This window comes from Acinetobacter brisouisimilis (assembly GCF_000368265.1).
Taxonomy (GTDB): domain Bacteria; phylum Pseudomonadota; class Gammaproteobacteria; order Pseudomonadales; family Moraxellaceae; genus Acinetobacter.
Window position 1 is genome coordinate 2,046,850 of record NZ_KB851219.1, and the last position, 22,246, is coordinate 2,069,095.

Consider the following 22,246-nt stretch of genomic DNA (forward strand, 5'->3'; position numbering starts at 1 on the left):
TTTCTGAACAACTACGTTCTTGTTGCGAAATTATTTAACTTCGCGATCTACAAGCTCAACGTAAGCCATCGGTGCAGCATCACCTGCACGGAAGCCCGCTTTAAGAACACGTAGATAACCGCCATTACGTTCTTTGTAACGAGGGCCAAGAACGGTAAATAATTTACCAACAGTTGCTGCATTACGAGTACGAGCAAACGCTAAACGGCGGTTTGCTACTGTATCGTTTTTAGCTAAAGTGATTAAAGGCTCAGCAACGCGGCGAAGTTCTTTCGCTTTAGGCAAAGTTGTTTTAATTAACTCGTGCTCAACTAAAGCATTCGTTAAATTTTGGAACAACGCCTTACGATGGCTGCTTGTACGGCCTAATTTCACACCACTATTACGATGACGCATGGTGATAGTCCTACTTAATTAACGGCTACGATAGGCGAAACGATCGTCCATACGCAAACTAGCTGGTGGCCAGTTTTCTAAGCGCATGCCGAGCTGCAAGCCTTTCGAAGCTAAAACATCTTTAATCTCAGTCAACGATTTTTTACCTAAGTTAGGAGTTTTTAACAACTCAACTTCAGTGCGTTGTACAAGATCACCAATGTAGTAAATATTTTCTGCTTTCAAACAGTTAGCAGAACGAACAGTAAGCTCGAGATCATCTACTGGACGAAGCAAAATTGGATCGACTTCTTCGCGAGGTTCTTGAGCAACAGGAGCTTGATCTTTCTGAAGATCAACAAAAATTGCAATTTGTTGTTGCAAGATTGTTGCCGCTTTGCGGATAGCTTCTTCAGGATCAACTGTACCGTTGGTTTCAAGATCAATGACCAGCTTATCAAGGTCTGTACGTTGTTCTACACGCGCATTTTCAACGGTATAAGACACACGCTTGATTGGGCTATAAGAAGCATCTAACTGCAAACGACCTACCGGACGTGTTTCACCTTCAGGGAAACGCGAGTCAGATGTTTCATAACCGCGACCTTGAGACACTTTCAAACGCATTTTTAATGCGCCTGTAGCACTTAACGTGCCGATCAAATGCTCAGGATTCACCAATTCAACATTATGAGGTAAACGAAGGTCAGCAGCTGTTACATCTCCTGGACCTTGTTTTTCTAATGTTAGGTAAGCTTCGTTTTGATCGAACAGCTTAATAGACAATCCTTTAAGGTTCAGCAAGAGCTCGACGATGTCCTGCTGCAAGCCTTCTAAAGTACTGTACTCGTGCTCGACACCTTCTATCTCTACTTCAACCACAGCAGCGCCAGGTAAAGAAGACAATAGAATGCGACGTAAAGCATTACCAAGAGTATGACCAAAGCCACGCTCTAAAGGTTCCAGAATCACTTTTGCCGAGGTCCCGCTTGCCGCTTCGACCTTGATCGCTTGCGGAGTTAGAAACTCGTTTGCAGTACGCGTCATTTATTGCTACCTCAAGGATTATTTAGAATACAATTCTACAATCAAGCTTTCATTGATTTCAGCAGGTAGATCTGAACGATCTGGTGCAGCTTTGAACGTACCTTCAAACTTAGAGTGATCAACTTCAATCCAAGCAGGAATACCACGTTGAGTCGCTAACTCAATTGCATTTTTAATACGCAATTGTTGTTTAGCACCTTCATGAACAGCAATTACATCACCCGCTTTAACTTGAATAGACGCGATGTTAACGCGACGACCATTCAATGTAATAGAACGGTGACTTACAAGCTGACGAGCTTCTGCACGTGTAGAACCGAAACCCATGCGATAAACTACGTTATCAAGGCGGCTTTCAAGCAGTTTCAACAAGTTTTCACCTGTTGCACCTCTAACACGAGCTGCTTCTTTATAGTAGTTACTAAATTGACGCTCTAACACGCCGTACATACGACGGACTTTTTGTTTTTCACGTAATTGTAGTGAATACTCAGATTGCTTTCCGCGAGCTTGGCCATGTTGACCAGGCGCTTTTGCATGCTTTTTAGTTTTGACGTCAAATGGTTTAACGCCAGATTTAAGTTGCAGGTCTGTCCCTTCGCGGCGAGAGAGTTTGCATTTTGGACCAATATAACGAGCCATGAATGTTTCTCCTTACACGCGACGTTTTTTAGGTGGACGGCAACCGTTGTGAGGGATAGGCGTCACATCGGTAATGCTGTTAATTTTATAACCCACTGCACCTAATGCACGAACCGCAGACTCACGACCAGGACCAGGACCTTTTACAAGGACGTCCAGATTTTTCAAACCGTAATCCAAAGCTGCTTTACCAGCAACTTCAGCAGCTACCTGAGCAGCAAACGGAGTTGATTTACGTGAACCACGGAAGCCTTGTCCACCAGAGGTAGCCCAAGCCAATGCATTACCTTGACGATCGGTAATCGTTACAATGGTGTTATTAAAAGACGCGTGAATGTGTGCAACACCTTCAGAGACGGTACGAGTGACCTTCTTGCGTGTGCGAGTATCTTTAGCCATCTTTTAGCTTCCAGAAATCTTACTTTTTAATCGGTTTGCGCGGACCTTTACGGGTACGTGCGTTAGTTTTGGTGCGTTGACCGCGGACAGGCAAGCTACGACGATGACGAAGACCACGATAGCAGCCTAAATCCATTAAACGTTTAATGTTCATGGAAATTTCGCGACGCAAGTCACCTTCGGTAGGAACCTTAGCAACTTCTGCACGAATCGCATCAAGCTGAGCATCATCCAATTCACGAACTTTAGTTGTTGTCGCAATACCAACAGCAGCCAAGATATTCTTAGCAGTGTGGCGACCAACACCAAAAATGTACGTGAGGGAGATAACAGCATGCTTGTTATCCGGAATGTTTACACCGGCAATACGAGCCATTCACTTTCTCCAAAAAGGCAGGTTGAGATAATCAACCGCCCCACAAAAATCTTGAGGGGCGGATAGTAACCCAATTCGCCTACTGAAATCAACAGGTCTTAATTACAAATTAACCTTGACGCTGCTTATGACGGGGTTCAGCGCTACAAATCACGCGAACTACCCCATTACGACGGATAACTTTACAGCTACCACAAATTTTCTTTACAGAAGCCTGTACTTTCATGATGAAACCTCTAAGTGCGCTTATCCCTTCGGATGAGCAGTCGTTTTTCTCATGAGCGTCTGATTATCATATTGGTGTGAAGTCAAATGGGCTTGTAACTGCGCCATAAAATCCATCACAACAACAACAACAATTAACAGCGATGTACCACCAATATTTACAGTCATACCAAAGGCACTTTGTAAAATCATTGGCATCAAACAGATCACCGTAATATATATTGCCCCAATAAAGGTCAAACGATTGAGAATATAATCTAAATAACGAGCAGTTTGCTCACCTGGGCGAATACCAGGCACATAAGCTCCGCTGCGTTTTAAGTTTTCCGCTACTTCTTTTGGACTAAATACAAGTGCCGTATAAAAATAACAGAAAAAGATAATTAACGCACCAAAGAGCACCAAATACAAAGTATGTCCAGGCGACAAAACAAGTGCCAAATCTTGCAGTGTACGCTTTATTACACCAGCATTCGGATCAGCGCTTCCAACCCATTGTCCCAAACTTGCTGGAAACAATAACAATGAGCTTGCAAAAATTGCAGGAATCACCCCTGCCATATTAATTTTTAATGGCAAATGTGTTTGCTGAGCCGTAAAAATACGACGACCTTGCTGTTTTTGTGCATAGTTTACCGAAATACGACGTTGTGCCTTTTCGATAAATACGATTGCAGCCAAGACAGCAAGCGCAATCAAAGCAAAAACAACCACGCCAATCATGCTTGTCTGACTATCAGCTGAGAAAAATTGCAAAACCATATTTGGTAAATTGGCAACAATTCCAGCAAAAATAATCATTGAGATACCATTACCAATTCCACGCTCGGTAATCTGCTCTCCAAGCCACATCAAGAACATTGTGCCTGCAACAAGCGAACTCACTGCAGGTACATAAAATGCCAGACCATTCGTCAAGGTAATCCCTTGACTAATCAGACCAGCACACATCCCCGTTGCTTGTACAACTGCAAGTAATAATGTGCCTTGACGTGTATACTGGTTAATTTTGCGCTTACCTTGCTCACCTTCTTTTTTCAAAGCTTCGAGCGAAGGAATCACTGTAGACATTAACTGCACAATAATTGATGCAGAGATGTATGGCATGATCCCTAGGGCAAGAATAGACATTCGTTGTAATGCACCACCTGAAAACATGTTAAACAAACCAAGGATAGTCCCTTGGTTTGCATTAAAAAGTCGTTCAAGTGCAGCATTATTAATGCCTGGTACTGGAATATGCGATCCTAGCCGAAAGACCAACAAGGCACAGATAAGAAAAACCATCCGCCGAATAATTTCACGATATTTCACGTGAAATGGTTGACCTTTCATCATGTTAACATGACCTGAGGAACTAGGAGACATAGACACTAGTGATTACTCCTCGACTTTACCGCCAGCAGCTTCAATTGCAGCCTGTGCGCCTTTAGTCAATGCAACACCTTTAACAGTAAATGCACGAGTTACTTCACCAGAAAGTACAATGCGAGCGCGAATTTGATCACGACGCACCACGTTTGCAGCTTTTAAAGTTTCAAGGCTAACAATGTCGCCTTCAACTTTAGTAAGTTCAGATAGACGTACTTCAGCAGTTTTTAAAGCGATTTGGCTAGTGAAACCAAATTTAGGTAAACGACGATAAATCGCTGTTTGACCACCTTCAAAACCTGGACGTACACCACCGCTCTTACGTGATTTCTGACCTTTAACACCACGACCACCAGTCTTACCAACACCTGAACCGATACCACGGCCAAGACGACGATGTTCGCGTTTAGCACCTTCTGCAGGCGCAAGTTCGTTTAAACGCAGAGTCATGGCTTATTCCTCTACACTAACCATATAGTAGACTTTATTGATCATACCACGGTTAGAAGGAGTGTCTTGCACTTCTACAGTATGACCGATGCGACGCAGACCTAGACCTTGAAGGCAAAGTTTATGATTTTTTAAACGATGCGAGCTAGATTTAGTCTGGGTAACTTTAATCGTTTTCATGATCGATTACCCTTGAATTTGTTCTACTGATTTACCACGTTTCGCAGCGACTTTCTCAGGAGAAGTCATGTCACGCAAACCTTTAAAAGTTGCGTTTACTACGTTTGCAGCATTGGTAGAACCATAACATTTAGCAAGTACGTTATGTACACCTGCAGCTTCAAGAACAGCACGCATAGCGCCACCAGCAATTACGCCAGTACCTTCTGAAGCAGGTTGCATATATACACGGCTTGCACCATGACGAGCATTCACAGGATGTTGTAGAGTCGTACCCGCAAGGTCAACTGTAATCATGTTACGACGAGCAGCTTCAAGTGCTTTAGAAATAGCAGCTGGAACTTCACGTGCTTTACCACGACCAAAACCTACACGACCATTACCATCACCAACCACAGTCAATGCTGTGAAAGAGAAGATACGACCACCTTTAACAACCTTGGCTACACGATCAACGGCAACCAGCTTCTCAACGAGACCTTCGTTTTGTTCAACTTTCGCCATGATTAGAACTCCAAGCCGCCTTCACGAGCAGCATCAGCCAAGGCTTTAATACGACCATGATATTTAAAACCAGAACGGTCAAATGCAACTTTAGTTACACCAGCTGCTTTCGCACGTTCTGCGATTAATGCACCAACTTTAGTCGCTGCTTCAATGTTACCAGTTGCACCAGCACGTAAAGATGCATCCAAAGTAGAAGCTTGCGCTAAAACTTTGCCACCATCTGCTGAGATAACTTGAGCATAGATGTGACGCGGAGTGCGGTTTACACACAAACGAGTCGCACCCAATGCACGAATGTGCAAGCGTGTGCTTTTCGCACGACGCAAACGGGATTGTTTCTTTTCGTTCATAAGAACCTCGCGCCTTATTTCTTCTTAGCTTCTTTACGAAGAACAACTTCATCCGAGTAACGAACACCTTTACCTTTATATGGCTCTGGTGAACGGTAAGAACGGATATTTGCAGCCACTTGACCCAACAATTGCTTATTCGCTGATTTCAAAACGATTTCAGTTGCTGTTGGAGTTTCTGCAGTTACACCTTCAGGCAATACGTAGTCGATTGGATGCGAGAAACCTAGGTTTAAATTAACCACATTTCCTTTGATCGCAGCTTTGTAACCGACACCGATAAGTTGCAACTTACGTTCAAAACCTTCGTTAACACCCTTAACAAGGTTGTTCAATACAGCGCGAGCAGTACCAGCTTGCATCCAAGCGTCTTTTGACTCTTTAACTGGAGCAATTTGAAGTTTACCTTCTTCCTGTTCTAGCTCGACCAGCGCATGCAGGTTGAAAGACAATGTACCTTTAGTGCCTTTCACTTCGACCTGCCGGCCGTTCTGAGTAACTGTTACACCGTTAGGTACAGTTACTGGGGCTTTAGCCACACGAGACATGAGGAATCACCTATTAAGAAACAAAAGCAATAACTTCACCACCAACACCTGCAGCACGTGCAGCGCGATCAGTCATGATGCCTTTGCTTGTAGAAACAATTGCAATACCCAAACCTTGCTTAACGCTAGGAAGTTTATCTTTACCGCGATATTGGCGAAGACCTGGACGGCTTACGCGTTTCACAGTTTCAATAACTGGCTTGCCTTCAAAATATTTTAAAGTAATAGTCAAAGTAGCTTTGCCTTCGTTGTCAGCAACGTCTACATTTGAAATATAACCTTCTTGCTCTAATACGTTTGCAATAGCAACTTTCAATTTAGAGCTTGGCATAGAAACAGTTGATTTCTTAGCCATTTGTGCGTTACGAACACGTGTTAGCATGTCGGCAACGGTATCTTGCATACTCATTTAGTCGCTCCTTACCAGCTTGCCTTAACAACGCCTGGCACATCACCTTGCATCACAGTATCACGTAATTTGTTACGGCTTAGACCGAACTTACGGAAATAACCATGAGGACGACCAGTTAAACCACAACGGTTGCGAAGACGTACAGGAGATGCATTACGTGGCAATGCTTGTAACTTCATCATCGCTTCAAAACGCTCTTCGTCGCTTGCATTTACATTTGCAATCGTAGCTTTTAATTCAGCACGTTTGGCAGCAAATTTAGCAACAGTTTTTTCGCGTTTTAATTCGCGATTAATCATACCTTTCTTAGCCATATCGACCTCTTATTTGAACGGGAAGCCGAATGCACGCATAAGCGCACGGCCTTCGTCATCGGTGCGAGCAGTAGTAGTGATAGTAATATCCATACCACGAATACGATCAATCTTGTCAAAATCGATTTCAGGGAAAACGATTTGCTCTTTCAAACCCATCGAGTAGTTACCACGACCGTCGAAAGATTTCGCTGAGAAACCACGGAAGTCACGGATACGAGGGATTGCGATTGCGATCAAACGGTCCAAGAATTCGTACATACGTTCGCCACGTAAAGTCACTTTACAACCGATTGGCCAACCATCACGGATTTTGAAACCAGCGATAGATTTACGTGCAAGTGTAAGCACTGGCTTTTGACCAGCAATTGCTTGCATGTCAGAAAGTGCGCCATCTAATAATTTTTTATCAGCTGATGCAGCACCCACACCCATGTTAAGAGTGATTTTTGTAATGCGAGGAATTTCCATCACATTCTTAACGCCCAATTGCTCTTGCAATTGAGCTTTAAGTTCTTCATTGTAACGTGTTTTAAGTCTGGCCATTGCCGTTTCAACCTATTACTTCGCTACCGCCACTGGTTCACCATTTGATTTATAAACGCGAGTTTTCACGCCTTCAATCACTTGGTAACCAATACGGTCAGCCTTTTGGGTTGTAGCATTTAAAATTGCCACGTTTGAGATATGAAGCGAAGCTTCCTGAGTAACAATACCGCCTTCAGCGCCAGTTACACGGTTCGGCTTTTGATGCTTCTTCACTAAGTTAAGGCCTTCAACCTTAACACGGTCTTCAGAAACAGACAAAACAGTACCCTGTTTGCCTTTTTCTTTACCTGCGATCACGAGAACCTGATCGCCTTTTTTAATCTTAGCCATGATCGCCTCTTATAGAACTTCAGGAGCCAATGAAATGATTTTCATGAACTGTTCAGTACGAAGTTCACGAGTCACTGGTCCGAAGATACGAGTTGCAATCGGAGCTTTGTTGTTGTTCAAAATAACAGCCGCGTTATCATCAAAACGGATAACAGAACCATCTGGACGACGGATGCCGAATTTTGTACGTACAACTACAGCATTCATCACGTCACCTTTTTTAACACGGCCACGTGGAATTGCTTCTTTTACAGTAACTTTAATAATGTCGCCAACAGATGCATAACGACGATGTGAACCACCAAGTACTTTGATACATTGTACGCGGCGAGCACCACTGTTGTCTGCTACGTCGAGCATACTTTCGGTTTGAATCATTGCCCTACTCCAAAACCGAGCATCACCGGTCACAATTTCGAAAGACGCATAGCGTACTCGAAATTAACCGATGATGCAACAAGAACGTCTAATTACTCAGCAGCTGCTTCAACTACTTCCACTAAAGTCCAAGCTTTAGTTTTAGAAATTGGGCGGCTTTCTTTGATGGTTACGATATCGCCAGTTTTAGCAGTATTGTTCTCATCATGAGCGTGTAATTTTGTTGAACGGCGGATTGATTTGCCATACAACGGGTGTTGAACTCGGCGTTCAATAAGAACAACAATAGACTTGTCCATTTTGTCGCTTACAACTTTGCCGGTTAACGTGCGGACTGTTTTTTCATTCATTGTCCGTTCCCCTGTTTTTCGGTAAGGAGTGTCTTAATACGAGCAATCGCTTTGCGAGCAACTTGTACTTCATGAGATTTACCCAATTGACCAGTTGCCTTTGCCATACGAAGACGGAATTGGTTAAGCTGTTGCTCATCAAGCAAAGCTTTCAACTCTTCTACCGATTTTTCACGTAGATCTTTAGTTTTCATTACATTACCGTCCGAGTCACGATAGTGGTTTTAAACGGAAGTTTCGCAGCAGCCAAAGCAAATGCTTCACGCGCTAATTCTTCGTTCACACCTTCAATTTCGTACAGGATCTTACCTGGTTTGATCTCGCAAACCCAGTATTCCACATTACCTTTACCGTTACCCATACGTACTTCTAATGGTTTTTCGGTAATTGGTTTGTCTGGAAATACGCGGATGAAGATTTTACCACCACGTTTAATACGACGGCTAATGGTACGACGCGCAGCTTCGATCTGACGAGCAGTCATACGACCACGTTCAGTAGCTTTAATCGCAATCGAACCAAATGATACTGTACTACCACGATGTGCTAGACCAGTGTTACGGCCTTTTTGCACTTTACGGAATTTGGTACGTTTTGGTTGCAACATGGATTATTCTCCCTTGTCTGCAGCACGGTCTGAACGACGACCACGACGCTCTTGACCTTCACCACGACCACGACCGCGCTTAGCTGGACGTTCCTCAGCTGGTGCTGGGTTCATGACTTGTTTCATGCCGCCCAAGATTTCACCACGGAAAATCCAAACTTTAACACCAATCGTACCGTAAGTAGTTTCTGCACGCATAGTCGCGTAGTCAATGTCAGCACGAAGTGTATGCAAAGGTACACGACCTTCACGATACCATTCAGTACGTGCGATTTCCGCACCACCTAAACGACCAGAAACTTCAACTTTGATACCTTTAGCACCAGCACGCATCGTATTTTGAACCGCACGCTTCATAGCACGACGGAACATTACACGTTTTTCCAATTGAGAAGCGATAGCTTCAGCAACTAGACGAGCGTCCAAGTCAGGGCGATCAATTTCGTTGATGCTTACTTGCGCTGGAACACCCATAATATTGGTAAGTTCACGCTGTAATTTTTCAATGTCTTCGCCTTTTTTACCGATTACGATACCAGGACGCGCAGTGCTAATTGTTACTTTAGCCGCGCCTGTAGGGCGTTCGATAAGAATATTGCTGATCATTGCATTCTTAAGTTTTTTAGTTAAAAACTCACGAACTTGCAAATCTTTAAGCAAGTATTCAGCGTATTGTTTCGGACTCGCATACCAGTTAGCGTTATGACGTTTCACAACACCTAGGCGGATACCGATTGGATGAACCTTCTGACCCATATCAAACCCCTACCTTAACGGTGATGTGACAAGTACGCTTAGTAATACGATCTGCACGGCCTTTAGCACGTGGCATAATACGTTTAAGGCTGATGCCTTCATCAACGTAGATCGTAGAAACTTTAAGATCGTCAACATCTAAACTGTTATTGTGTTCAGCGTTTGCAATTGCAGATTCCAACGCTTTTTTCACCAAAACTGCAGCTTTTTTGTTGCTGAAGTTTAAGATGTTTAAAGCGTGAGCAACAGATTTGCCACGAATTAGATCTGCAACCAAACGAGCTTTCTGTGCCGAGATAGCGGCACCGCGTAATTTAGCAGTTACTTCCATCATAGCACCTATTAACGTTTAGATTTCTTATCAACACCGTGACCACGATAGGTACGAGTTGGCGCGAATTCACCGAGTTTATGACCAACCATATGCTCAGAAATAATTACTGGAACATGGTTACGACCATTGTGAACAGAAATTGTTAGACCAACAAAATCTGGAAGGATCATCGAACGACGAGACCAAGTCTTGATCGGCTTACGGTTATTAGCCGCAACAGCCGCTTCAACCTTAGCGAACAAGTGCGCATCGACGAATGGACCTTTTTTCAGAGAACGAGGCATTAGTCAGATTCCTTTACTTGACGCGACGGTCGCGAATAATCATCTTAGTCGTACGCTTATTGGTACGTGTCTTGTACCCTTTAGCTTTTTGACCCCATGGGCTCACAGGTTGAATACCTTTGTTACGCCCTTCACCACCACCATGTGGGTGATCAACTGGGTTCATTGCCATACCACGTACGGTAGGACGAACACCACGCCAGCGCGCAGCACCAGCTTTACCCAATGAGCGAAGGTTGTTTTCTTGGTTAGAAACTTCACCAATTACAGCGCGACATTCAACATGAATTTTACGCATTTCGCCTGAACGTAGACGAACAATTGCGTAAGAACCATCACGACCTAACAATTGAACTGAAGTACCAGCAGAACGTGCTAACTGAGCACCTTTACCGATTTTAAGTTCAACGTTGTGTAGTGTAGAACCGATTGGCATGTTACGAAGTGGTAAGCAGTTACCTGGACGAATTGGAGCATCGTTACCAGATTGTACTTTATCACCAGCACGCAAGCCTTTAGGCGCAATGATATAGCGACGTTCACCGTCAGCATACAAAACTAATGCAATGTGTGCAGTACGGTTAGGATCGTATTCAATACGTTCTACAGTAGCAGGAATACCATCTTTGTTGCGTTTAAAGTCAACAAGACGATAATGCTGTTTATGACCACCACCTACATGGCGAGTCGTAATGTGACCATTGTTATTACGGCCACCAGTGCGTTTCTTAGCTTCAACCAACGGAGCATAAGGTGCGCCTTTGTGAAGATGGTTATGAACCACTTTTTCAACAAAGCGACGTCCTGGAGACGTTGGCTTACATTTTTGAATCGGCATAATTTTCGTCCTTATTCCGCTGCGCTTTCAGCGGTATCGCCCAAGTCAGCCATTTCAACATCTTGGCCAGCTTTCAGGGTGACGTATGCTTTTTTAACATCAGAACGACGTCCTAATGTTTTACCAAAGCGCTTAGTCTTACCTTTAGTGATTGTTGTGTTTACTTTCACAACTTGAACACCAAATAGTTGTTCAACTGCTTTTTTGATTTCAAGTTTGTTTGCATCAAGTGCAACTTTAAATACTTGAACACCAGCAGTTTCACCTAAAACTTGTGCTTTTTCTGAGAATACTGGTCCTTTTAGGACTTGATAGATACGTTCGTTGTTCATCCGAGTTCTACCTCAATTTTCTTAGCAGCAGCCACAGACATAACAACTTTATCGAACGCGATCAAGCTAACTGGATCGATTGCAGCTGCATCAACCACATCAACGTGTGGAAGGTTACGTGCTGCAAGATATAAATTCTCTTCTACAGCTTCTGTAACGATCAATGCACGAGGAGCGTTCAAGTCGTTAAGCTTTGCAAGTAATTCTTTAGTTTTTGGAGCTGCAACAGCAATCTCTTCAACTAATACAAGACGATCTTGGCGAACAAGTTCAGCTAAGATACATTGCATTGCACCGCGGTACATTTTACGGTTAACTTTTTGAGACCAGTCTTGTGGACGAGCAGCAAATGTTTTACCACCGCCAACCCAGATTGGGCTACGAATAGAACCTGCACGAGCACGGCCAGTACCTTTTTGGCGGAATGGTTTTTTACCACCACCAGAAACGTCTGCACGTGATTTTTGTGCACGAGAACCTTGACGACCACCTGCCAAATAAGCAGTTACAACTTGGTGTACAAGAGCTTCGTTAAATTCACGTCCGAAAGCAACTTCAGACAATTCAACAGCAGAGCCGGAAACAGTTTTTAAATTCACGTTATTTCCCCTCAGGCCTTGATCGTAGGACGAACGATAACGTCGCCGCCAGTAGCACCAGGAATCGCACCTTTAACAACAAGAACTGAACGTTCTGTGTCGATAGATACAACTTCAAGACCTTGTACTGTTACGCGTTCGTCACCTAAGTGACCAGCCATTTTTTTGCCTTTGAACACGCGACCAGGAGTCTGGTTTTGACCAGTAGAACCTAAAACACGGTGAGATACAGAGTTACCATGAGTTGCGTCTTGCGTACGGAAGTTCCAACGCTTAACACCACCTTGGAAGCCTTTACCTTTAGACTGGCCAGTTACGTCAACAATTTGACCAACTGTAAACAAGTCAACGCCGATAGTACTACCAACTTCACGACCTTCAAGCTCAGCTTCTGCAACGCGGAATTCTTTAACCAAACGACCAGCAGCAACACCAGCTTTCGCAAAGTGACCTTTCTGAGCGTTAGTTACGCGAGATTCGCGACGTTCACCAGTAGTGATTTGAATCGCTTGATAACCATCAGTTTCAAGCGTTTTGATTTGAGTGATGCGGTTTGGATCAACCTCAATCACTGTTACAGGCACAGAAACACCAGCATCTGTAAAGATACGGGTCATACCGCACTTGCGACCGACTAAACCAATAGCCATGTGCATAAACCTCTAAAAAAGCGGCCTAATTAACTTGAGAGTGTTAATTAACCGAAAGTCTTAACCCAATGCGATCTGAACATCAACACCAGCTGCAAGATCCAATTTCATCAACGCATCAACAGTTTTATCTGTAGGTTGAACGATATCGATCAAACGTTTATAAGTACGGATCTCGTATTGGTCACGCGCATCTTTGTTAACGTGTGGTGATGTTAAAACGTTAAAACGTTCGATGCGAGTTGGCATCGGGATTGGACCACACACTTGTGCGCCAGTACGTTTTGCAGTTTCTACGATTTCTTGAGCTGATTGATCAATTAAACGGTGATCAAAAGACTTAAGACGGATACGAATTCTCTGGTTAGACATACCAGTTAACTCCAAGCCAAATATATAAAGAATCACCCATGACGCATCTCACCTATAAGGGCAAGTGTCAAGGGCAGTGAAAATCACTAAGGTCATGATCGATGCCACGACTGTTACGATTTGGTTATATTTTTCAATAACCACTCTCTTTTTGAGAGGTCGCTTATTATAACCACTGTTCAATCATTACGCAAATGTCTTTTGCATATATTTTTCAGGTCTGACGACACTTCATAAACCAGTTGTAGAGCAAGCTAAAATAACGCAATCATGAAAATGTTTAATGAGTGAGTAAATTTAAGGCCCCACCAATAACACCAGCATTACGATCAACCTGTTCTTAACAATTCCAAGTATCAAAATACAGATTGATTTTTTTAAATTATGAGTTTTATTTACAGATTAACTCATCCCTGATAATAACAGTCATTATCGACCAATCCAGTCAATAATTATGCGTATATATGTAGGTTTACTTTTTCCTATTTAGGCTAATTATTCTGAGTTGCACTAAGCCGTTTTTAATACAAATTCAATGGCCCGATTGAGTAGATCATTCCCCTGTAAAAAATAGTGCAATGGAGATTTTTTTAAATGGTCAATATGCTGAATTTGCTCACCATCAAAAATGGCAATTTTGTCATCATCATCTAAGAATTTTTGTAAAACTTCTGGTGTCATCTCAGGATGAAATTGAAATCCTAAAATATTATGGCTAATCTGATACATCTGATTACGGCAAGCGGAATTTTCCGCTAAATGAATCGCACCTTTTGGAAGATCAAAAGTTTCACTGTGCCATTGTAAAACCTTAAATTCTTTAGGCAATTCAAAACAATGCTTGGGCACATTATCAATACGATAAACGGTTGTCCAACCTAATTCTTTATGCACATGGCGATTCACCACCGCCCCCAAAGCATTCGCAATGAGTTGCCCTCCCAAACACAAACCTATGGCAGGCTTACCTGTTGCCAAATAACGTCGAATCCAGCGCTTTTCTAGCCTTAGCCACGGGTAATTCACCTCATCATTGACACTCATTTCACCGCCCATAATGATCAGCAAATCCACATCTTCAATTTGAGGCAGCGCTTCAATTTCCAGCAAAGTGTCGCCAGGTAAGGCAAAAAATTCGGTCGCAGTGATTTTAGCTTGATGGGCTTTTAAAAAATCATAGCAGCTTCCAAATCCCTCTCCTGCAATATGTTGAAAGTAATGAACTTTTAAACCTGATTTCATGCATTATTATCCTATAATTGCAATGATTAAGCTTTAATTAGCAAAAATGACGCCAACTTTTAGAAAAAATCAGGTTTTTTGAATTTTTTTTATTTCTATTATTTTTTATACGTGAATCGCTTAAATTAATATCAGCCTTTTACTTTGCAGAGTATAAACTTTGAAAAAATCTCCACAAACCGAGCTGATCCACGCACCAAGATTAGCGCCACAATATATTAAAACCATTCAGCCTCCCCTTTATCGCGCATCAACCATTATTTTTGAAAACACCAGCAAGCTCTTTGATCGACACTGGAGTGATCGTTACGATTATAGTTACGGGACGCATGGCACACCAACGACCTATACGCTTGCAGATAAAATTGCACAACTAGAAAATGGCAATTATTGCTTATTAGCACCAAGCGGTTTATCTGCGATTAATTTGGTGAATTCTGCATTATTGCAATCGGGCGATGAGGTTTGGGTTCCTGATAATATTTATGGCCCAGGCATGGCGCATTTGCGTTATTTACAACAAAGTTTTGGTGTTATCGTCCAAGTATATGATCCACTTGACCATCACAGTTTTCAACCCTCGGCAAAAGCCAAACTAATCTGGTTAGAAGCAGCAGGTTCCGTCACTTTAGAGTTTCCAGACTTAATTAATCTGGTTAAAAAAGCCAAACAGCATCAAATTGTGACTGTGCTTGATAATACTTGGGGCGCAGGACTGGCGTTTAATGCTTTTGATTTTTCCGATGAGCATTTGGCTGTCGATATCACTGTACATGCTCTCACCAAATACCCAAGCGGTGGTGGGGATATTTTAATGGGCAGCGTAGTAACACAAGAACATAAGCTGCACTTAAAATTATTACATATGCATGCAACCCAAGGCATTGCTGTTTCTGGTGATGACTGCGCGCAAATCCAGCGTAGCCTTGCACATATGCAACTGCGTTATGAACAGCAATCACATAGTGCCAAAGAAATTCTACATTGGTTAAAGCAACAACCCCAGTTTCAGCAAGTCCTTCATCCAAGTGACGCTTTATCACCTGGACATCAATATTGGCAGCAAGTTTGTCCGAGTCAGCAAAGTGCAGGTTTAGTCAGTGTAATCTTTCAAGAAAATTACACGCTTGAATCCATACGACGCTTCTGTGATGCCCTTCAACTGTTTAAGCTCGGATTTAGCTGGGGTGGTCCCGTTAGCCTCGCGATGCTATACGACTTAACCGAAATGCGCAGCTTAAAATCAGCACATCTTGCACAGGGTGTCTTGGTTCGTTTTTGTATCGGGCTAGAATCTAGCGAAGACTTGATTAGAGATATTGAACAGGCTTTGCAAGCTCTATAAATTACGTATTCTGCTTGGTAAGCAAGACAAAAACCAAGCAGAAACTCATAAAATTTATTTATTTTTCACTATTATAAAGCTTTCATGACAACAACCATAAATTGGTTAAAAAAAAATCCATAAATAAATTCTGTATTTTTCTTCAATAGCTATTGTTTTTTAATTTTTTAAAATATATTTTAAAAGTATCTTTAATAGTAAAAACCATTATAAAGGTCTCAACATGACTCCAGAGCATATCGAACTTGTAAAATCTACTGTTCCTGTACTTCGTGAAAATGGGGTTGCACTGACCTCATATTTTTATAAACGTATGTTGGGCAACCATCCTGAATTAAAAAATGTCTTTAACCTTGATCACCAAAGCACTGGTCGTCAACCTCGCGCTCTTGCTGCAGCAGTTTTGGCCTATGCAGAGCATATTGAAAACCCAAGTATTCTTGCTAAAGCTGTAGACCATATTACCAACAAGCATGTCAGCCTCAATATTCAAGCTGATCAATACTCGATTGTTGGTGAAAATCTGCTGCACTCCATTAGCGAAGTGTTAAATGTTCCATTTGAATCTGAGTTGATCGAAGCATGGAAACAGGCGTATTTACAACTTGCCGATATTTTAATTAATGCTGAAAAACAAAAATATGAGCAACTGGCTACACAAACAGGTGGCTGGGCTGGCTGGCGCAGTTTTGAAATTACCGCGATTGATGCACTTGAATCAGGGAAACGCTTCGCCTTGAAACCAACCGATGGTCATGCCGTTGCTACAGGCAAAGAAGGCGCTTATATTTCGGTAAAAGTCAAAGTACCTGCTCAGGGGATTGAACAACCTCAACAATTCAAATTTTCAGCACAACAAGACAATACCGAATATCATATTGAAGTACTTCCTGAAGCAAATCATAGCGAATATGATGTTGCTAATATCTTGTTGGCAAACTATCAAATCGGTGATCAGGTTCAGGTATCTGCACCTTTAGCTGACTAATTCTGTCGTGATTTATGTGCAGTCATTAACAAAAGTTTCGTTTTTCTTGCTTTAGTATTAATATCTGCACATAAATATTACCAATTTCCACCTATGCAATTAAATAAGTTTACTGATTATGCATTACGCATTCTGATTACGATTGCGCAAACACGCCAAGCTCCCTATACCATTGCCGAGCTTGCAGACTGTCTGTATGTACCAGCCAATCATCTGGTTAAAATTGTGCATTTTATGGCAAAACAACACTGGATCATCACCACTCGCGGTAAAGGTGGCGGTATTCGTCTAAATCCAGATGCTCTCAGTGCTCGCCTTGGCGATTTAGTTAAAATTTTGCAAGGTGAAGTCAATATTGTGGAATGCAACAATCCACCTTGTGTACTGCGTTCCAAATGTGGTCTTAAAGGCATTCTCGATCAGGCAGTAGATCAATTTTATTTAAGCCTCAACGCCTATACGCTCGGGCAAGTTCTCGACACATCAACCCCCAATAGTGTGGCAGAGCACTCACCTATTTCATTGCTGAACTTATAAAAAATTGAAAATTCGCACCACAGTGCAGCTTGCTTTATACTATGCAGGACATTTTTTATCTCGCGTGAAATCTATCTATGCATCGTTATGCAAAATCTAAAGACACCAAAGCGAGACTCGCACCCAAACAAAAGATTAGCTATGAAAAACAGCCTGATCCTGCCATTACAGGTTATGCGGTGCAGTCTCTCAACTGGTTACGACAAGCCGAATTCTTAATGAGTGCACCTAAACTCGCACTTTGTGTCGAAGATACAGGTTATGAAATTGCATTTGCAGGTCGGTCTAACGCTGGAAAATCCAGTGCAATTAATGCCCTAACCAATCAAAAGCAACTGGCACGTGCGTCCAAAAGACCAGGACGTACCCAAATGATCAACTTTTTTAGCTTAGGCAATCCCAATCAGCGCCTCGTAGACTTACCGGGTTACGGTTACGCTGCTGTTCCTGAAGAAATGAAGCGTGTTTGGCAAAAAGAGCTAGAAAATTATTTGATTCACCGTGAAAGTCTGCAAGGCTTGGTGCTGTTGATGGATATTCGCCACCCATTACAACATTTTGACTTGATGATGCTAGAGTGGGCACATTCACGTAAACTGTTTGTGCATATTTTATTAACCAAAGCCGACAAGCTCAACCGAGGCCCAGCCAGTAAAGCACTGATTGAAGTCAAGCAAGCCCTCAAGAAAATGAAACTACAGTTTTCCATCCAACTGTTTTCTTCACTCAACAAACAAGGTCTTGAGGAACTGGCATCAGTTATGGCGGGACGCCTGCACTATATTCTAGATGATAAAAATCAAGTTATTGATATTAATAGTATTCCTGAAGCATCAGATGCAGATATAGATGATGCCGACGACGATAGCGAAGATGATGCTGAATCAGTAGCACCATAAATAAAAATAGGCATGTTCATGACATGCCTTTTTTTATTGAGCAAAATTCTGCGTTATTGGAATACCACTGTTTTGTTGCCATCGACAATCACACGATCTTCCAGATGCCATTTCACTGCACGGGCCAGTACATTACGCTCTACATCTTCGCCTAGTTCACGCAGTTGCTCAACGTTATACTGGTGACCAACACGCTCAACACCCTGCTCAATAATCGGCCCTTGATCCAGTTCAGCCGTCACGTAGTGTGCTGTTGCACCGATCAACTTCACGCCTTTTTCATACGCTTGTTTATAAGGGTTTGCTCCCACAAAAGCTGGCAGGAATGAATGGTGAATATTAATAATTTTCATCGGCCATTTTTTGACAAAATCTTCATTTAAGATCTGCATATAACGTGCAAGAACTAGCAAGTCATTCCCTTGCATCAATTCATCAATTTGCGCATATGCTTCGGCTTTATTGTCTTTGCTTACTTTTACTACCGTAAATGGAATACCGAAATTTTCGACAGCTTCACGAAGATCTTCATGATTGGAAATGACTTGGGTAATTTCGCATGACAGTGAGCCACGTGCATGACGCCATAACAGCTCAAGCAGTGCATGATCAACTTTTGAAACCAAAATACCGACTTTTTTCACATCGCTCACAAGTGCCAAACGCCACTGCATTTCGTAACGCTGCGCTACATTGCTACCAAACGTTTGCAGCAAGGTTTCTCGGCGGGTTTGCAAATGATCAAGCTCAAACTCAACACGCATGAAGTAACGCCCGCCCTGAGCTTCTGTAGCATATTGGTCAAGTGCGGTAATGTTCGCGCCTTGATGATACAAAAAACTCGATACAGCTTGCACGATTCCTGGCTTGTCTTCGCAAGTAATCAGCAAACGTGCAGTATTGGCAGTGGTCATGTTCATGTTGCTCTATATCACTTATTCATACAAAAAAGATAGCCGAGCATTATACTCTTTTTTTTGAATATTCACATATAGCTTTTTATTGCGATACCTTGAGCTTGAGTTGAGTAAACCAATCCGATGACTCAATGCTGGTCAGCAATTCCTCATAAGTTGCTCGACTTTCGCCCAGTAAATAAGGTCCTTCCAAAAACAACATCTGGCGTAGTGCCTGCCAGATCCATTTGTCTTCGAGCTGGTTCTGGTCATCCAAATGCCCTGTCATAAACAGGAAATTGGTCCAGTTGGTCAGTACAATCCAGATATTAACAATGAGCGCCTCAATTTCTACAGTCGTCATTTTCATCAGTCCAGCATCAACAAATGCCTGATAAATACACTGCCCTTGATGCATCACCTGTCGGGCAAACTGTGCATACTGCTGCTTAAAATTGTCATCATTTTCTGCCAGATGATACACATCCCGATGCAAAAACCGATAACGCCAGAGTTGCTCGCTCAGTACCTGAAAGTAATGAATCTTATCATCTGCATTGACTAGGCGGTTTTGCGGAAGTGCCAACATCTCTAAAGTTTCACGCTGATACTGATCCGTCAGTGCTTTTATAATTTCCTGTTTATTACGAAAATGATAATACAAGTTACCAGGGCTCATCTCGAGAGCCGAAGCAATATGATTGGTGGTCACGGCACGCTCACCACGCTCATTAAACAATTGCAGACTCAAATTTAAGATACGCTGTTTCGTTTTTACTGTTTTTGTTTGCGACATTCACTACAACCAAATTTTACCCAAAAACCGTTACAGCCTAGCACAATTCTACGCTTGACTGATTAGAGTTTTTACTCTAAAAATATCTTTCATCAACAATATGCAAAGGAGGCATCTCACATGCAAACCATGACCTCAAACTCTCCTGAGCTTATTGAGCAACAACTGATTCAAATTCTACAACAGCAAAAACAAGCCTATCAGCTTTATCCAATGCCATCGGCAAAAGATCGTATCGAACGTTTAAACCGACTCAAAGCAATTTTGGTTAAATATCAAGATCAATTTGCTGAAGCGATCAGTCAGGATTTTGGCAATCGTGCATTTGGCGAAACGCGTATCGGCGAAATTCTCACCTGTCTTGAACAGATTCGCTATTACCGTAAACATCTGACTGCATGGATGAAACCTGAAAAACGCCACATTAGCTGGTTACACCAACCTGCAAAAGGCTGGGTGCAATATCAGCCACTTGGGGTTGTCGGAATTATTGCACCGTGGAATTACCCATTACTATTGTCAATAGGTCCATTGATCTGCGCGCTTGCTGCAGGCAATCATGCCATGATCAAAATTTCGAGTGCATCTGCACATTTTGGCAAAATGCTTGATAAAGCCTTGTCAGAGGCTTTTCCTTGTGAATTGGTCGCTGTTGTTAATGGCGGCGGGGTGATTTCCGATGCATTTAGTCATTTGCCTTTTGACAAAATAATTTTTACTGGCTCAACCAATGTCGGTAAAACCGTCATGCAGGCAGCTGCAAAAAACCTAGTCCCTGTGATTTTGGAATTGGGGGGTAAGTCGCCTGTTTTAGTACATCACTCCATGCACATGAAAGATGTAGCGTTACGGGTAGCTGCAGGAAAATTGTGGAATGCAGGACAAACTTGCGTTGCACCTGATTATATTTTCTTGCCTAAAGGTAAAACTGCCGAATTTGTAGAGCATTTCAAGATTGCGGTACAACACATGTACCCCGATATTGCCAACAATCAAGACTACACCGCGATTATTAATGACAAGCAATATTTACGCTTGCACCGCTATTTGGAAGATGCCCAGCTTTCAGGTGCAAAAGTGATTGAAATTAATCCAAAAAATGAATTGCTCAGCACTCAGCGTAAAATTGCACCGACTTTGGTGGCAGGTGCCACCACCGAGATGCAACTCATGCAACATGAGATCTTTGGACCTATTCTTCCAATTATGGAATATGAAGATATTGAGCAAGTCATCGACTTTATTAATCGCAGACCGCGCCCACTTGCGTTATACTACTTCGACTTTGATCAGGCTCGTGCCGATTATGTCGCTGAACGAACCCACTCAGGACACTTTGGTCAAAACATGGTTCTCAGCCATGTTGCACAAGATGATTTGCCTTTCGGCGGCATCGGTGCATCAGGCATGGGAAAATATCATGGACCAGAAGGCTTTTTCAATTTGTCACATGAACGCTCGATGATGTCAAATCCTAAACTCTATAGTTTAAAATTTGTACTACCGCCGTTTAATAAACCGATTTACAAATTGATTTCCAAAGCTTTGCTGCGCTAAATGATCAAGGCATGAGCTATCGTTTCAAGTCATGTGGTGTTTTCAACAAAATTGCTTGTCTTTTAATCGCATTTTTGGTATAAAACGCCCCTTGAATAAATTCAATCTGTTTGTTTTATGACTGGCCACAGGCTTGCTGTTGGCTAAATCATCAATGGAGTTCCACCATGTCTAAGGTTTGCCAAGTTACCGGCAAGCGTCCAGTCGTTGGTAACAACGTCTCACACGCAAACAACAAAACCAAGCGCCGGTTCGAGCCGAACCTGCACCACCACCGTTTTTGGTTAGAAAGCGAAAAACGTTTTGTACGTATTCGTTTGTCTACTAAGGGTATGCGTATCATCGACAAATTGGGCATTGAAAAGGTTGTAGCTGATCTTCGTGCTCAAGGTCAAAAGATCTAAGGAGTCA

Annotated in this window: 37 protein-coding genes; 6 read left to right on the plus strand and 31 right to left on the minus strand. The window is 42.5% G+C overall.

The features are described from left to right. Nucleotides 1-30: 30 nt before the first annotated feature. The 29 genes from rplQ to F975_RS13495 form a co-directional block, all read right to left on the minus strand. The gene (gene rplQ, locus F975_RS13360) at nt 31-396 is read right to left on the minus strand and encodes a 50S ribosomal protein L17 (RefSeq protein ID WP_004754212.1); all 366 of its coding nucleotides are present in this window, start codon (nt 394-396) and stop codon (nt 31-33) included. Nucleotides 397-414: 18 nt separating this feature from the next. Continuing rightward, entirely contained in the window at nt 415-1,422 is a 1,008-nt protein-coding gene (locus F975_RS13365) for a DNA-directed RNA polymerase subunit alpha (protein WP_004754213.1), read from the minus strand. 18 nt (nt 1,423-1,440) lie between these two features. After that, a complete protein-coding gene (gene rpsD, locus F975_RS13370; protein WP_004754216.1) occupies nt 1,441-2,064 on the minus strand; it encodes a 30S ribosomal protein S4 in 624 nt (207 codons plus the stop codon). Between the two features lie 12 nt (nt 2,065-2,076). Beyond that, nucleotides 2,077-2,463 carry a 30S ribosomal protein S11 gene (rpsK, locus tag F975_RS13375; protein WP_001040166.1) on the minus strand — a complete coding sequence of 129 codons (387 nt, stop codon included), beginning with the start codon at nt 2,461-2,463 and terminating at the stop codon, nt 2,077-2,079. 19 nt (nt 2,464-2,482) lie between these two features. Next, nucleotides 2,483-2,839, minus strand: coding sequence for a 30S ribosomal protein S13 (gene rpsM, locus F975_RS13380; protein WP_004754218.1), 357 nt, complete (start codon nt 2,837-2,839; stop codon nt 2,483-2,485). 109 nt (nt 2,840-2,948) lie between these two features. After that, entirely contained in the window at nt 2,949-3,065 is a 117-nt protein-coding gene (rpmJ, locus tag F975_RS15590; RefSeq protein ID WP_004754219.1) for a 50S ribosomal protein L36, read from the minus strand. A gap of 20 nt (nt 3,066-3,085) precedes the next feature. Next, nucleotides 3,086-4,399 (minus strand): preprotein translocase subunit SecY, encoded by a 1,314-nt coding sequence (gene secY, locus F975_RS13385; RefSeq protein WP_171063188.1) that lies wholly within the window; start codon nt 4,397-4,399, stop codon nt 3,086-3,088. A gap of 45 nt (nt 4,400-4,444) precedes the next feature. Next, nucleotides 4,445-4,885, minus strand: coding sequence for a 50S ribosomal protein L15 (gene rplO, locus F975_RS13390; protein WP_004754224.1), 441 nt, complete (start codon nt 4,883-4,885; stop codon nt 4,445-4,447). A gap of 3 nt (nt 4,886-4,888) precedes the next feature. Beyond that, on the minus strand, nt 4,889-5,065 hold the full coding sequence (gene rpmD, locus F975_RS13395) for a 50S ribosomal protein L30 (protein WP_000849088.1): 177 nt from the start codon (nt 5,063-5,065) through the stop codon (nt 4,889-4,891). Nucleotides 5,066-5,071: 6 nt separating this feature from the next. Beyond that, nucleotides 5,072-5,569, minus strand: a complete 498-nt coding sequence (gene rpsE / locus F975_RS13400; RefSeq protein ID WP_004754225.1) for a 30S ribosomal protein S5 — start codon at nt 5,567-5,569, stop codon at nt 5,072-5,074. Between the two features lie 2 nt (nt 5,570-5,571). Next, complete coding sequence (rplR, locus tag F975_RS13405; protein ID WP_004754227.1) at nt 5,572-5,922, minus strand: 50S ribosomal protein L18; 351 nt, start codon at nt 5,920-5,922, stop codon at nt 5,572-5,574. 14 nt (nt 5,923-5,936) lie between these two features. Further along, nucleotides 5,937-6,470 (minus strand): 50S ribosomal protein L6, encoded by a 534-nt coding sequence (rplF, locus tag F975_RS13410; RefSeq protein WP_004754229.1) that lies wholly within the window; start codon nt 6,468-6,470, stop codon nt 5,937-5,939. 13 nt (nt 6,471-6,483) lie between these two features. After that, nucleotides 6,484-6,879, minus strand: a complete 396-nt coding sequence (gene rpsH / locus F975_RS13415) for a 30S ribosomal protein S8 (protein WP_004754231.1) — start codon at nt 6,877-6,879, stop codon at nt 6,484-6,486. Between the two features lie 11 nt (nt 6,880-6,890). Continuing rightward, the gene (gene rpsN / locus F975_RS13420) at nt 6,891-7,196 is read right to left on the minus strand and encodes a 30S ribosomal protein S14 (RefSeq protein WP_004754234.1); all 306 of its coding nucleotides are present in this window, start codon (nt 7,194-7,196) and stop codon (nt 6,891-6,893) included. Between the two features lie 9 nt (nt 7,197-7,205). Further along, nucleotides 7,206-7,742: a 50S ribosomal protein L5 gene (rplE, locus tag F975_RS13425; protein WP_004754236.1), complete on the minus strand. Its 537-nt coding sequence runs from the start codon at nt 7,740-7,742 to the stop codon at nt 7,206-7,208. 15 nt (nt 7,743-7,757) lie between these two features. Then, nucleotides 7,758-8,075: a 50S ribosomal protein L24 gene (rplX, locus tag F975_RS13430; RefSeq protein WP_004754237.1), complete on the minus strand. Its 318-nt coding sequence runs from the start codon at nt 8,073-8,075 to the stop codon at nt 7,758-7,760. Between the two features lie 9 nt (nt 8,076-8,084). Further along, nucleotides 8,085-8,453 (minus strand): 50S ribosomal protein L14, encoded by a 369-nt coding sequence (gene rplN / locus F975_RS13435; protein ID WP_004725701.1) that lies wholly within the window; start codon nt 8,451-8,453, stop codon nt 8,085-8,087. 92 nt (nt 8,454-8,545) lie between these two features. After that, a complete protein-coding gene (rpsQ, locus tag F975_RS13440; protein ID WP_004754240.1) occupies nt 8,546-8,803 on the minus strand; it encodes a 30S ribosomal protein S17 in 258 nt (85 codons plus the stop codon). Continuing rightward, on the minus strand, nt 8,800-8,997 hold the full coding sequence (gene rpmC, locus F975_RS13445) for a 50S ribosomal protein L29 (protein ID WP_004754241.1): 198 nt from the start codon (nt 8,995-8,997) through the stop codon (nt 8,800-8,802). Before rpmC ends, rpsQ begins: the two co-directional genes overlap by 4 nt. Next, the gene (gene rplP / locus F975_RS13450) at nt 8,997-9,410 is read right to left on the minus strand and encodes a 50S ribosomal protein L16 (protein WP_004754244.1); all 414 of its coding nucleotides are present in this window, start codon (nt 9,408-9,410) and stop codon (nt 8,997-8,999) included. Before rplP ends, rpmC begins: the two co-directional genes overlap by 1 nt. A gap of 3 nt (nt 9,411-9,413) precedes the next feature. Then, a complete protein-coding gene (rpsC, locus tag F975_RS13455; RefSeq protein WP_004754245.1) occupies nt 9,414-10,166 on the minus strand; it encodes a 30S ribosomal protein S3 in 753 nt (250 codons plus the stop codon). 1 nt (nt 10,167) lies between these two features. Further along, the gene (gene rplV / locus F975_RS13460; RefSeq protein ID WP_004754247.1) at nt 10,168-10,497 is read right to left on the minus strand and encodes a 50S ribosomal protein L22; all 330 of its coding nucleotides are present in this window, start codon (nt 10,495-10,497) and stop codon (nt 10,168-10,170) included. An 11-nt stretch (nt 10,498-10,508) separates the two neighbouring features. Next, complete coding sequence (rpsS, locus tag F975_RS13465) at nt 10,509-10,784, minus strand: 30S ribosomal protein S19 (RefSeq protein WP_004754249.1); 276 nt, start codon at nt 10,782-10,784, stop codon at nt 10,509-10,511. Between the two features lie 13 nt (nt 10,785-10,797). After that, entirely contained in the window at nt 10,798-11,622 is an 825-nt protein-coding gene (rplB, locus tag F975_RS13470; protein WP_004754250.1) for a 50S ribosomal protein L2, read from the minus strand. Nucleotides 11,623-11,633: 11 nt separating this feature from the next. Continuing rightward, nucleotides 11,634-11,954: a 50S ribosomal protein L23 gene (gene rplW / locus F975_RS13475; RefSeq protein ID WP_004754252.1), complete on the minus strand. Its 321-nt coding sequence runs from the start codon at nt 11,952-11,954 to the stop codon at nt 11,634-11,636. Continuing rightward, complete coding sequence (gene rplD / locus F975_RS13480) at nt 11,951-12,553, minus strand: 50S ribosomal protein L4 (protein ID WP_004754254.1); 603 nt, start codon at nt 12,551-12,553, stop codon at nt 11,951-11,953. The genes rplW and rplD overlap by 4 nt, the downstream gene beginning before the upstream one ends. A gap of 11 nt (nt 12,554-12,564) precedes the next feature. Then, a complete protein-coding gene (rplC, locus tag F975_RS13485) occupies nt 12,565-13,203 on the minus strand; it encodes a 50S ribosomal protein L3 (protein ID WP_004754255.1) in 639 nt (212 codons plus the stop codon). Between the two features lie 60 nt (nt 13,204-13,263). Continuing rightward, a complete protein-coding gene (rpsJ, locus tag F975_RS13490) occupies nt 13,264-13,575 on the minus strand; it encodes a 30S ribosomal protein S10 (protein WP_000070912.1) in 312 nt (103 codons plus the stop codon). Nucleotides 13,576-14,085: 510 nt separating this feature from the next. After that, nucleotides 14,086-14,817 carry a type 1 glutamine amidotransferase gene (locus F975_RS13495; RefSeq protein WP_004754258.1) on the minus strand — a complete coding sequence of 244 codons (732 nt, stop codon included), beginning with the start codon at nt 14,815-14,817 and terminating at the stop codon, nt 14,086-14,088. 160 nt (nt 14,818-14,977) lie between these two features. Between F975_RS13495 and F975_RS13500 the strand changes: the two genes are divergently transcribed. From F975_RS13500 to yihA, 4 genes are all read left to right on the plus strand, one after another. Further along, a complete protein-coding gene (locus F975_RS13500) occupies nt 14,978-16,162 on the plus strand; it encodes a PLP-dependent transferase (RefSeq protein ID WP_004754260.1) in 1,185 nt (394 codons plus the stop codon). A 223-nt stretch (nt 16,163-16,385) separates the two neighbouring features. After that, nucleotides 16,386-17,150, plus strand: a complete 765-nt coding sequence (locus tag F975_RS13505) for a globin domain-containing protein (protein ID WP_004754262.1) — start codon at nt 16,386-16,388, stop codon at nt 17,148-17,150. Between the two features lie 93 nt (nt 17,151-17,243). Further along, on the plus strand, nt 17,244-17,687 hold the full coding sequence (locus tag F975_RS13510; protein WP_004754264.1) for an RrF2 family transcriptional regulator: 444 nt from the start codon (nt 17,244-17,246) through the stop codon (nt 17,685-17,687). Nucleotides 17,688-17,764: 77 nt separating this feature from the next. After that, nucleotides 17,765-18,586: a ribosome biogenesis GTP-binding protein YihA/YsxC gene (yihA, locus tag F975_RS13515; protein WP_004754266.1), complete on the plus strand. Its 822-nt coding sequence runs from the start codon at nt 17,765-17,767 to the stop codon at nt 18,584-18,586. 53 nt (nt 18,587-18,639) lie between these two features. Here yihA and purU read toward each other — a convergent pair whose 3' ends face one another. Then, nucleotides 18,640-19,506 (minus strand): formyltetrahydrofolate deformylase, encoded by an 867-nt coding sequence (gene purU, locus F975_RS13520; protein ID WP_034426076.1) that lies wholly within the window; start codon nt 19,504-19,506, stop codon nt 18,640-18,642. A 79-nt stretch (nt 19,507-19,585) separates the two neighbouring features. Beyond that, nucleotides 19,586-20,278 carry a TetR/AcrR family transcriptional regulator gene (locus F975_RS13525; protein ID WP_004754270.1) on the minus strand — a complete coding sequence of 231 codons (693 nt, stop codon included), beginning with the start codon at nt 20,276-20,278 and terminating at the stop codon, nt 19,586-19,588. Between the two features lie 120 nt (nt 20,279-20,398). Here F975_RS13525 and F975_RS13530 point away from each other — a divergent pair, with 120 nt between their 5' ends. Together F975_RS13530 and rpmB are read left to right on the plus strand one after the other, a co-directional pair. Beyond that, nucleotides 20,399-21,835 (plus strand): coniferyl aldehyde dehydrogenase, encoded by a 1,437-nt coding sequence (locus F975_RS13530; RefSeq protein WP_004754271.1) that lies wholly within the window; start codon nt 20,399-20,401, stop codon nt 21,833-21,835. 167 nt (nt 21,836-22,002) lie between these two features. Next, entirely contained in the window at nt 22,003-22,239 is a 237-nt protein-coding gene (gene rpmB, locus F975_RS13535; RefSeq protein ID WP_004754274.1) for a 50S ribosomal protein L28, read from the plus strand. Nucleotides 22,240-22,246: the final 7 nt, after the last annotated feature.

Excerpts from the sequence above, each read along its gene's own strand:
- rpsC (WP_004754245.1), bottom strand. The coding sequence starts at position 10,166 with ATGGGTCAGAAGGTTCATCCAATCGGTATCCGCCTAGGTGTTGTGAAA.
- rpmC (WP_004754241.1), bottom strand. The coding sequence starts at position 8,997 with ATGAAAACTAAAGATCTACGTGAAAAATCGGTAGAAGAGTTGAAAGCT.
- rplX (WP_004754237.1), bottom strand. The coding sequence starts at position 8,075 with ATGGCTAAGATTAAAAAAGGCGATCAGGTTCTCGTGATCGCAGGTAAA.
- F975_RS13495 (WP_004754258.1), bottom strand. The coding sequence starts at position 14,817 with ATGAAATCAGGTTTAAAAGTTCATTACTTTCAACATATTGCAGGAGAG.
- rpsH (WP_004754231.1), bottom strand. The coding sequence starts at position 6,879 with ATGAGTATGCAAGATACCGTTGCCGACATGCTAACACGTGTTCGTAAC.
- yihA (WP_004754266.1), top strand. The coding sequence starts at position 17,765 with ATGCATCGTTATGCAAAATCTAAAGACACCAAAGCGAGACTCGCACCC.
- rpsD (WP_004754216.1), bottom strand. The coding sequence starts at position 2,064 with ATGGCTCGTTATATTGGTCCAAAATGCAAACTCTCTCGCCGCGAAGGG.
- purU (WP_034426076.1), bottom strand. The coding sequence starts at position 19,506 with ATGAACATGACCACTGCCAATACTGCACGTTTGCTGATTACTTGCGAA.
- rplW (WP_004754252.1), bottom strand. The coding sequence starts at position 11,954 with ATGAACAACGAACGTATCTATCAAGTCCTAAAAGGACCAGTATTCTCA.
- secY (WP_171063188.1), bottom strand. The coding sequence starts at position 4,399 with ATGAAAGGTCAACCATTTCACGTGAAATATCGTGAAATTATTCGGCGG.
- rplO (WP_004754224.1), bottom strand. The coding sequence starts at position 4,885 with ATGACTCTGCGTTTAAACGAACTTGCGCCTGCAGAAGGTGCTAAACGC.
- rpsK (WP_001040166.1), bottom strand. The coding sequence starts at position 2,463 with ATGGCTAAAGATACTCGCACACGCAAGAAGGTCACTCGTACCGTCTCT.
- rpsM (WP_004754218.1), bottom strand. The coding sequence starts at position 2,839 with ATGGCTCGTATTGCCGGTGTAAACATTCCGGATAACAAGCATGCTGTT.
- rpsQ (WP_004754240.1), bottom strand. The coding sequence starts at position 8,803 with ATGAATGAAAAAACAGTCCGCACGTTAACCGGCAAAGTTGTAAGCGAC.
- rplR (WP_004754227.1), bottom strand. The coding sequence starts at position 5,922 with ATGAACGAAAAGAAACAATCCCGTTTGCGTCGTGCGAAAAGCACACGC.
- rplE (WP_004754236.1), bottom strand. The coding sequence starts at position 7,742 with ATGGCCAGACTTAAAACACGTTACAATGAAGAACTTAAAGCTCAATTG.
- rpmJ (WP_004754219.1), bottom strand. The coding sequence starts at position 3,065 with ATGAAAGTACAGGCTTCTGTAAAGAAAATTTGTGGTAGCTGTAAAGTT.
- rplB (WP_004754250.1), bottom strand. The coding sequence starts at position 11,622 with ATGCCGATTCAAAAATGTAAGCCAACGTCTCCAGGACGTCGCTTTGTT.
- rplQ (WP_004754212.1), bottom strand. The coding sequence starts at position 396 with ATGCGTCATCGTAATAGTGGTGTGAAATTAGGCCGTACAAGCAGCCAT.
- F975_RS13505 (WP_004754262.1), top strand. The coding sequence starts at position 16,386 with ATGACTCCAGAGCATATCGAACTTGTAAAATCTACTGTTCCTGTACTT.
- F975_RS13510 (WP_004754264.1), top strand. The coding sequence starts at position 17,244 with ATGCAATTAAATAAGTTTACTGATTATGCATTACGCATTCTGATTACG.
- rpmD (WP_000849088.1), bottom strand. The coding sequence starts at position 5,065 with ATGAAAACGATTAAAGTTACCCAGACTAAATCTAGCTCGCATCGTTTA.
- rplC (WP_004754255.1), bottom strand. The coding sequence starts at position 13,203 with ATGGCTATTGGTTTAGTCGGTCGCAAGTGCGGTATGACCCGTATCTTT.
- rpmB (WP_004754274.1), top strand. The coding sequence starts at position 22,003 with ATGTCTAAGGTTTGCCAAGTTACCGGCAAGCGTCCAGTCGTTGGTAAC.
- F975_RS13525 (WP_004754270.1), bottom strand. The coding sequence starts at position 20,278 with ATGTCGCAAACAAAAACAGTAAAAACGAAACAGCGTATCTTAAATTTG.
- rpsJ (WP_000070912.1), bottom strand. The coding sequence starts at position 13,575 with ATGTCTAACCAGAGAATTCGTATCCGTCTTAAGTCTTTTGATCACCGT.
- rplP (WP_004754244.1), bottom strand. The coding sequence starts at position 9,410 with ATGTTGCAACCAAAACGTACCAAATTCCGTAAAGTGCAAAAAGGCCGT.
- F975_RS13530 (WP_004754271.1), top strand. The coding sequence starts at position 20,399 with ATGCAAACCATGACCTCAAACTCTCCTGAGCTTATTGAGCAACAACTG.
- rplV (WP_004754247.1), bottom strand. The coding sequence starts at position 10,497 with ATGGAAGTAACTGCTAAATTACGCGGTGCCGCTATCTCGGCACAGAAA.
- rpsE (WP_004754225.1), bottom strand. The coding sequence starts at position 5,569 with ATGGCGAAAGTTGAACAAAACGAAGGTCTCGTTGAGAAGCTGGTTGCC.
- rpsS (WP_004754249.1), bottom strand. The coding sequence starts at position 10,784 with ATGCCTCGTTCTCTGAAAAAAGGTCCATTCGTCGATGCGCACTTGTTC.
- rpsN (WP_004754234.1), bottom strand. The coding sequence starts at position 7,196 with ATGGCTAAGAAAGGTATGATTAATCGCGAATTAAAACGCGAAAAAACT.
- rplN (WP_004725701.1), bottom strand. The coding sequence starts at position 8,453 with ATGATTCAAACCGAAAGTATGCTCGACGTAGCAGACAACAGTGGTGCT.
- F975_RS13365 (WP_004754213.1), bottom strand. The coding sequence starts at position 1,422 with ATGACGCGTACTGCAAACGAGTTTCTAACTCCGCAAGCGATCAAGGTC.
- rplF (WP_004754229.1), bottom strand. The coding sequence starts at position 6,470 with ATGTCTCGTGTGGCTAAAGCCCCAGTAACTGTACCTAACGGTGTAACA.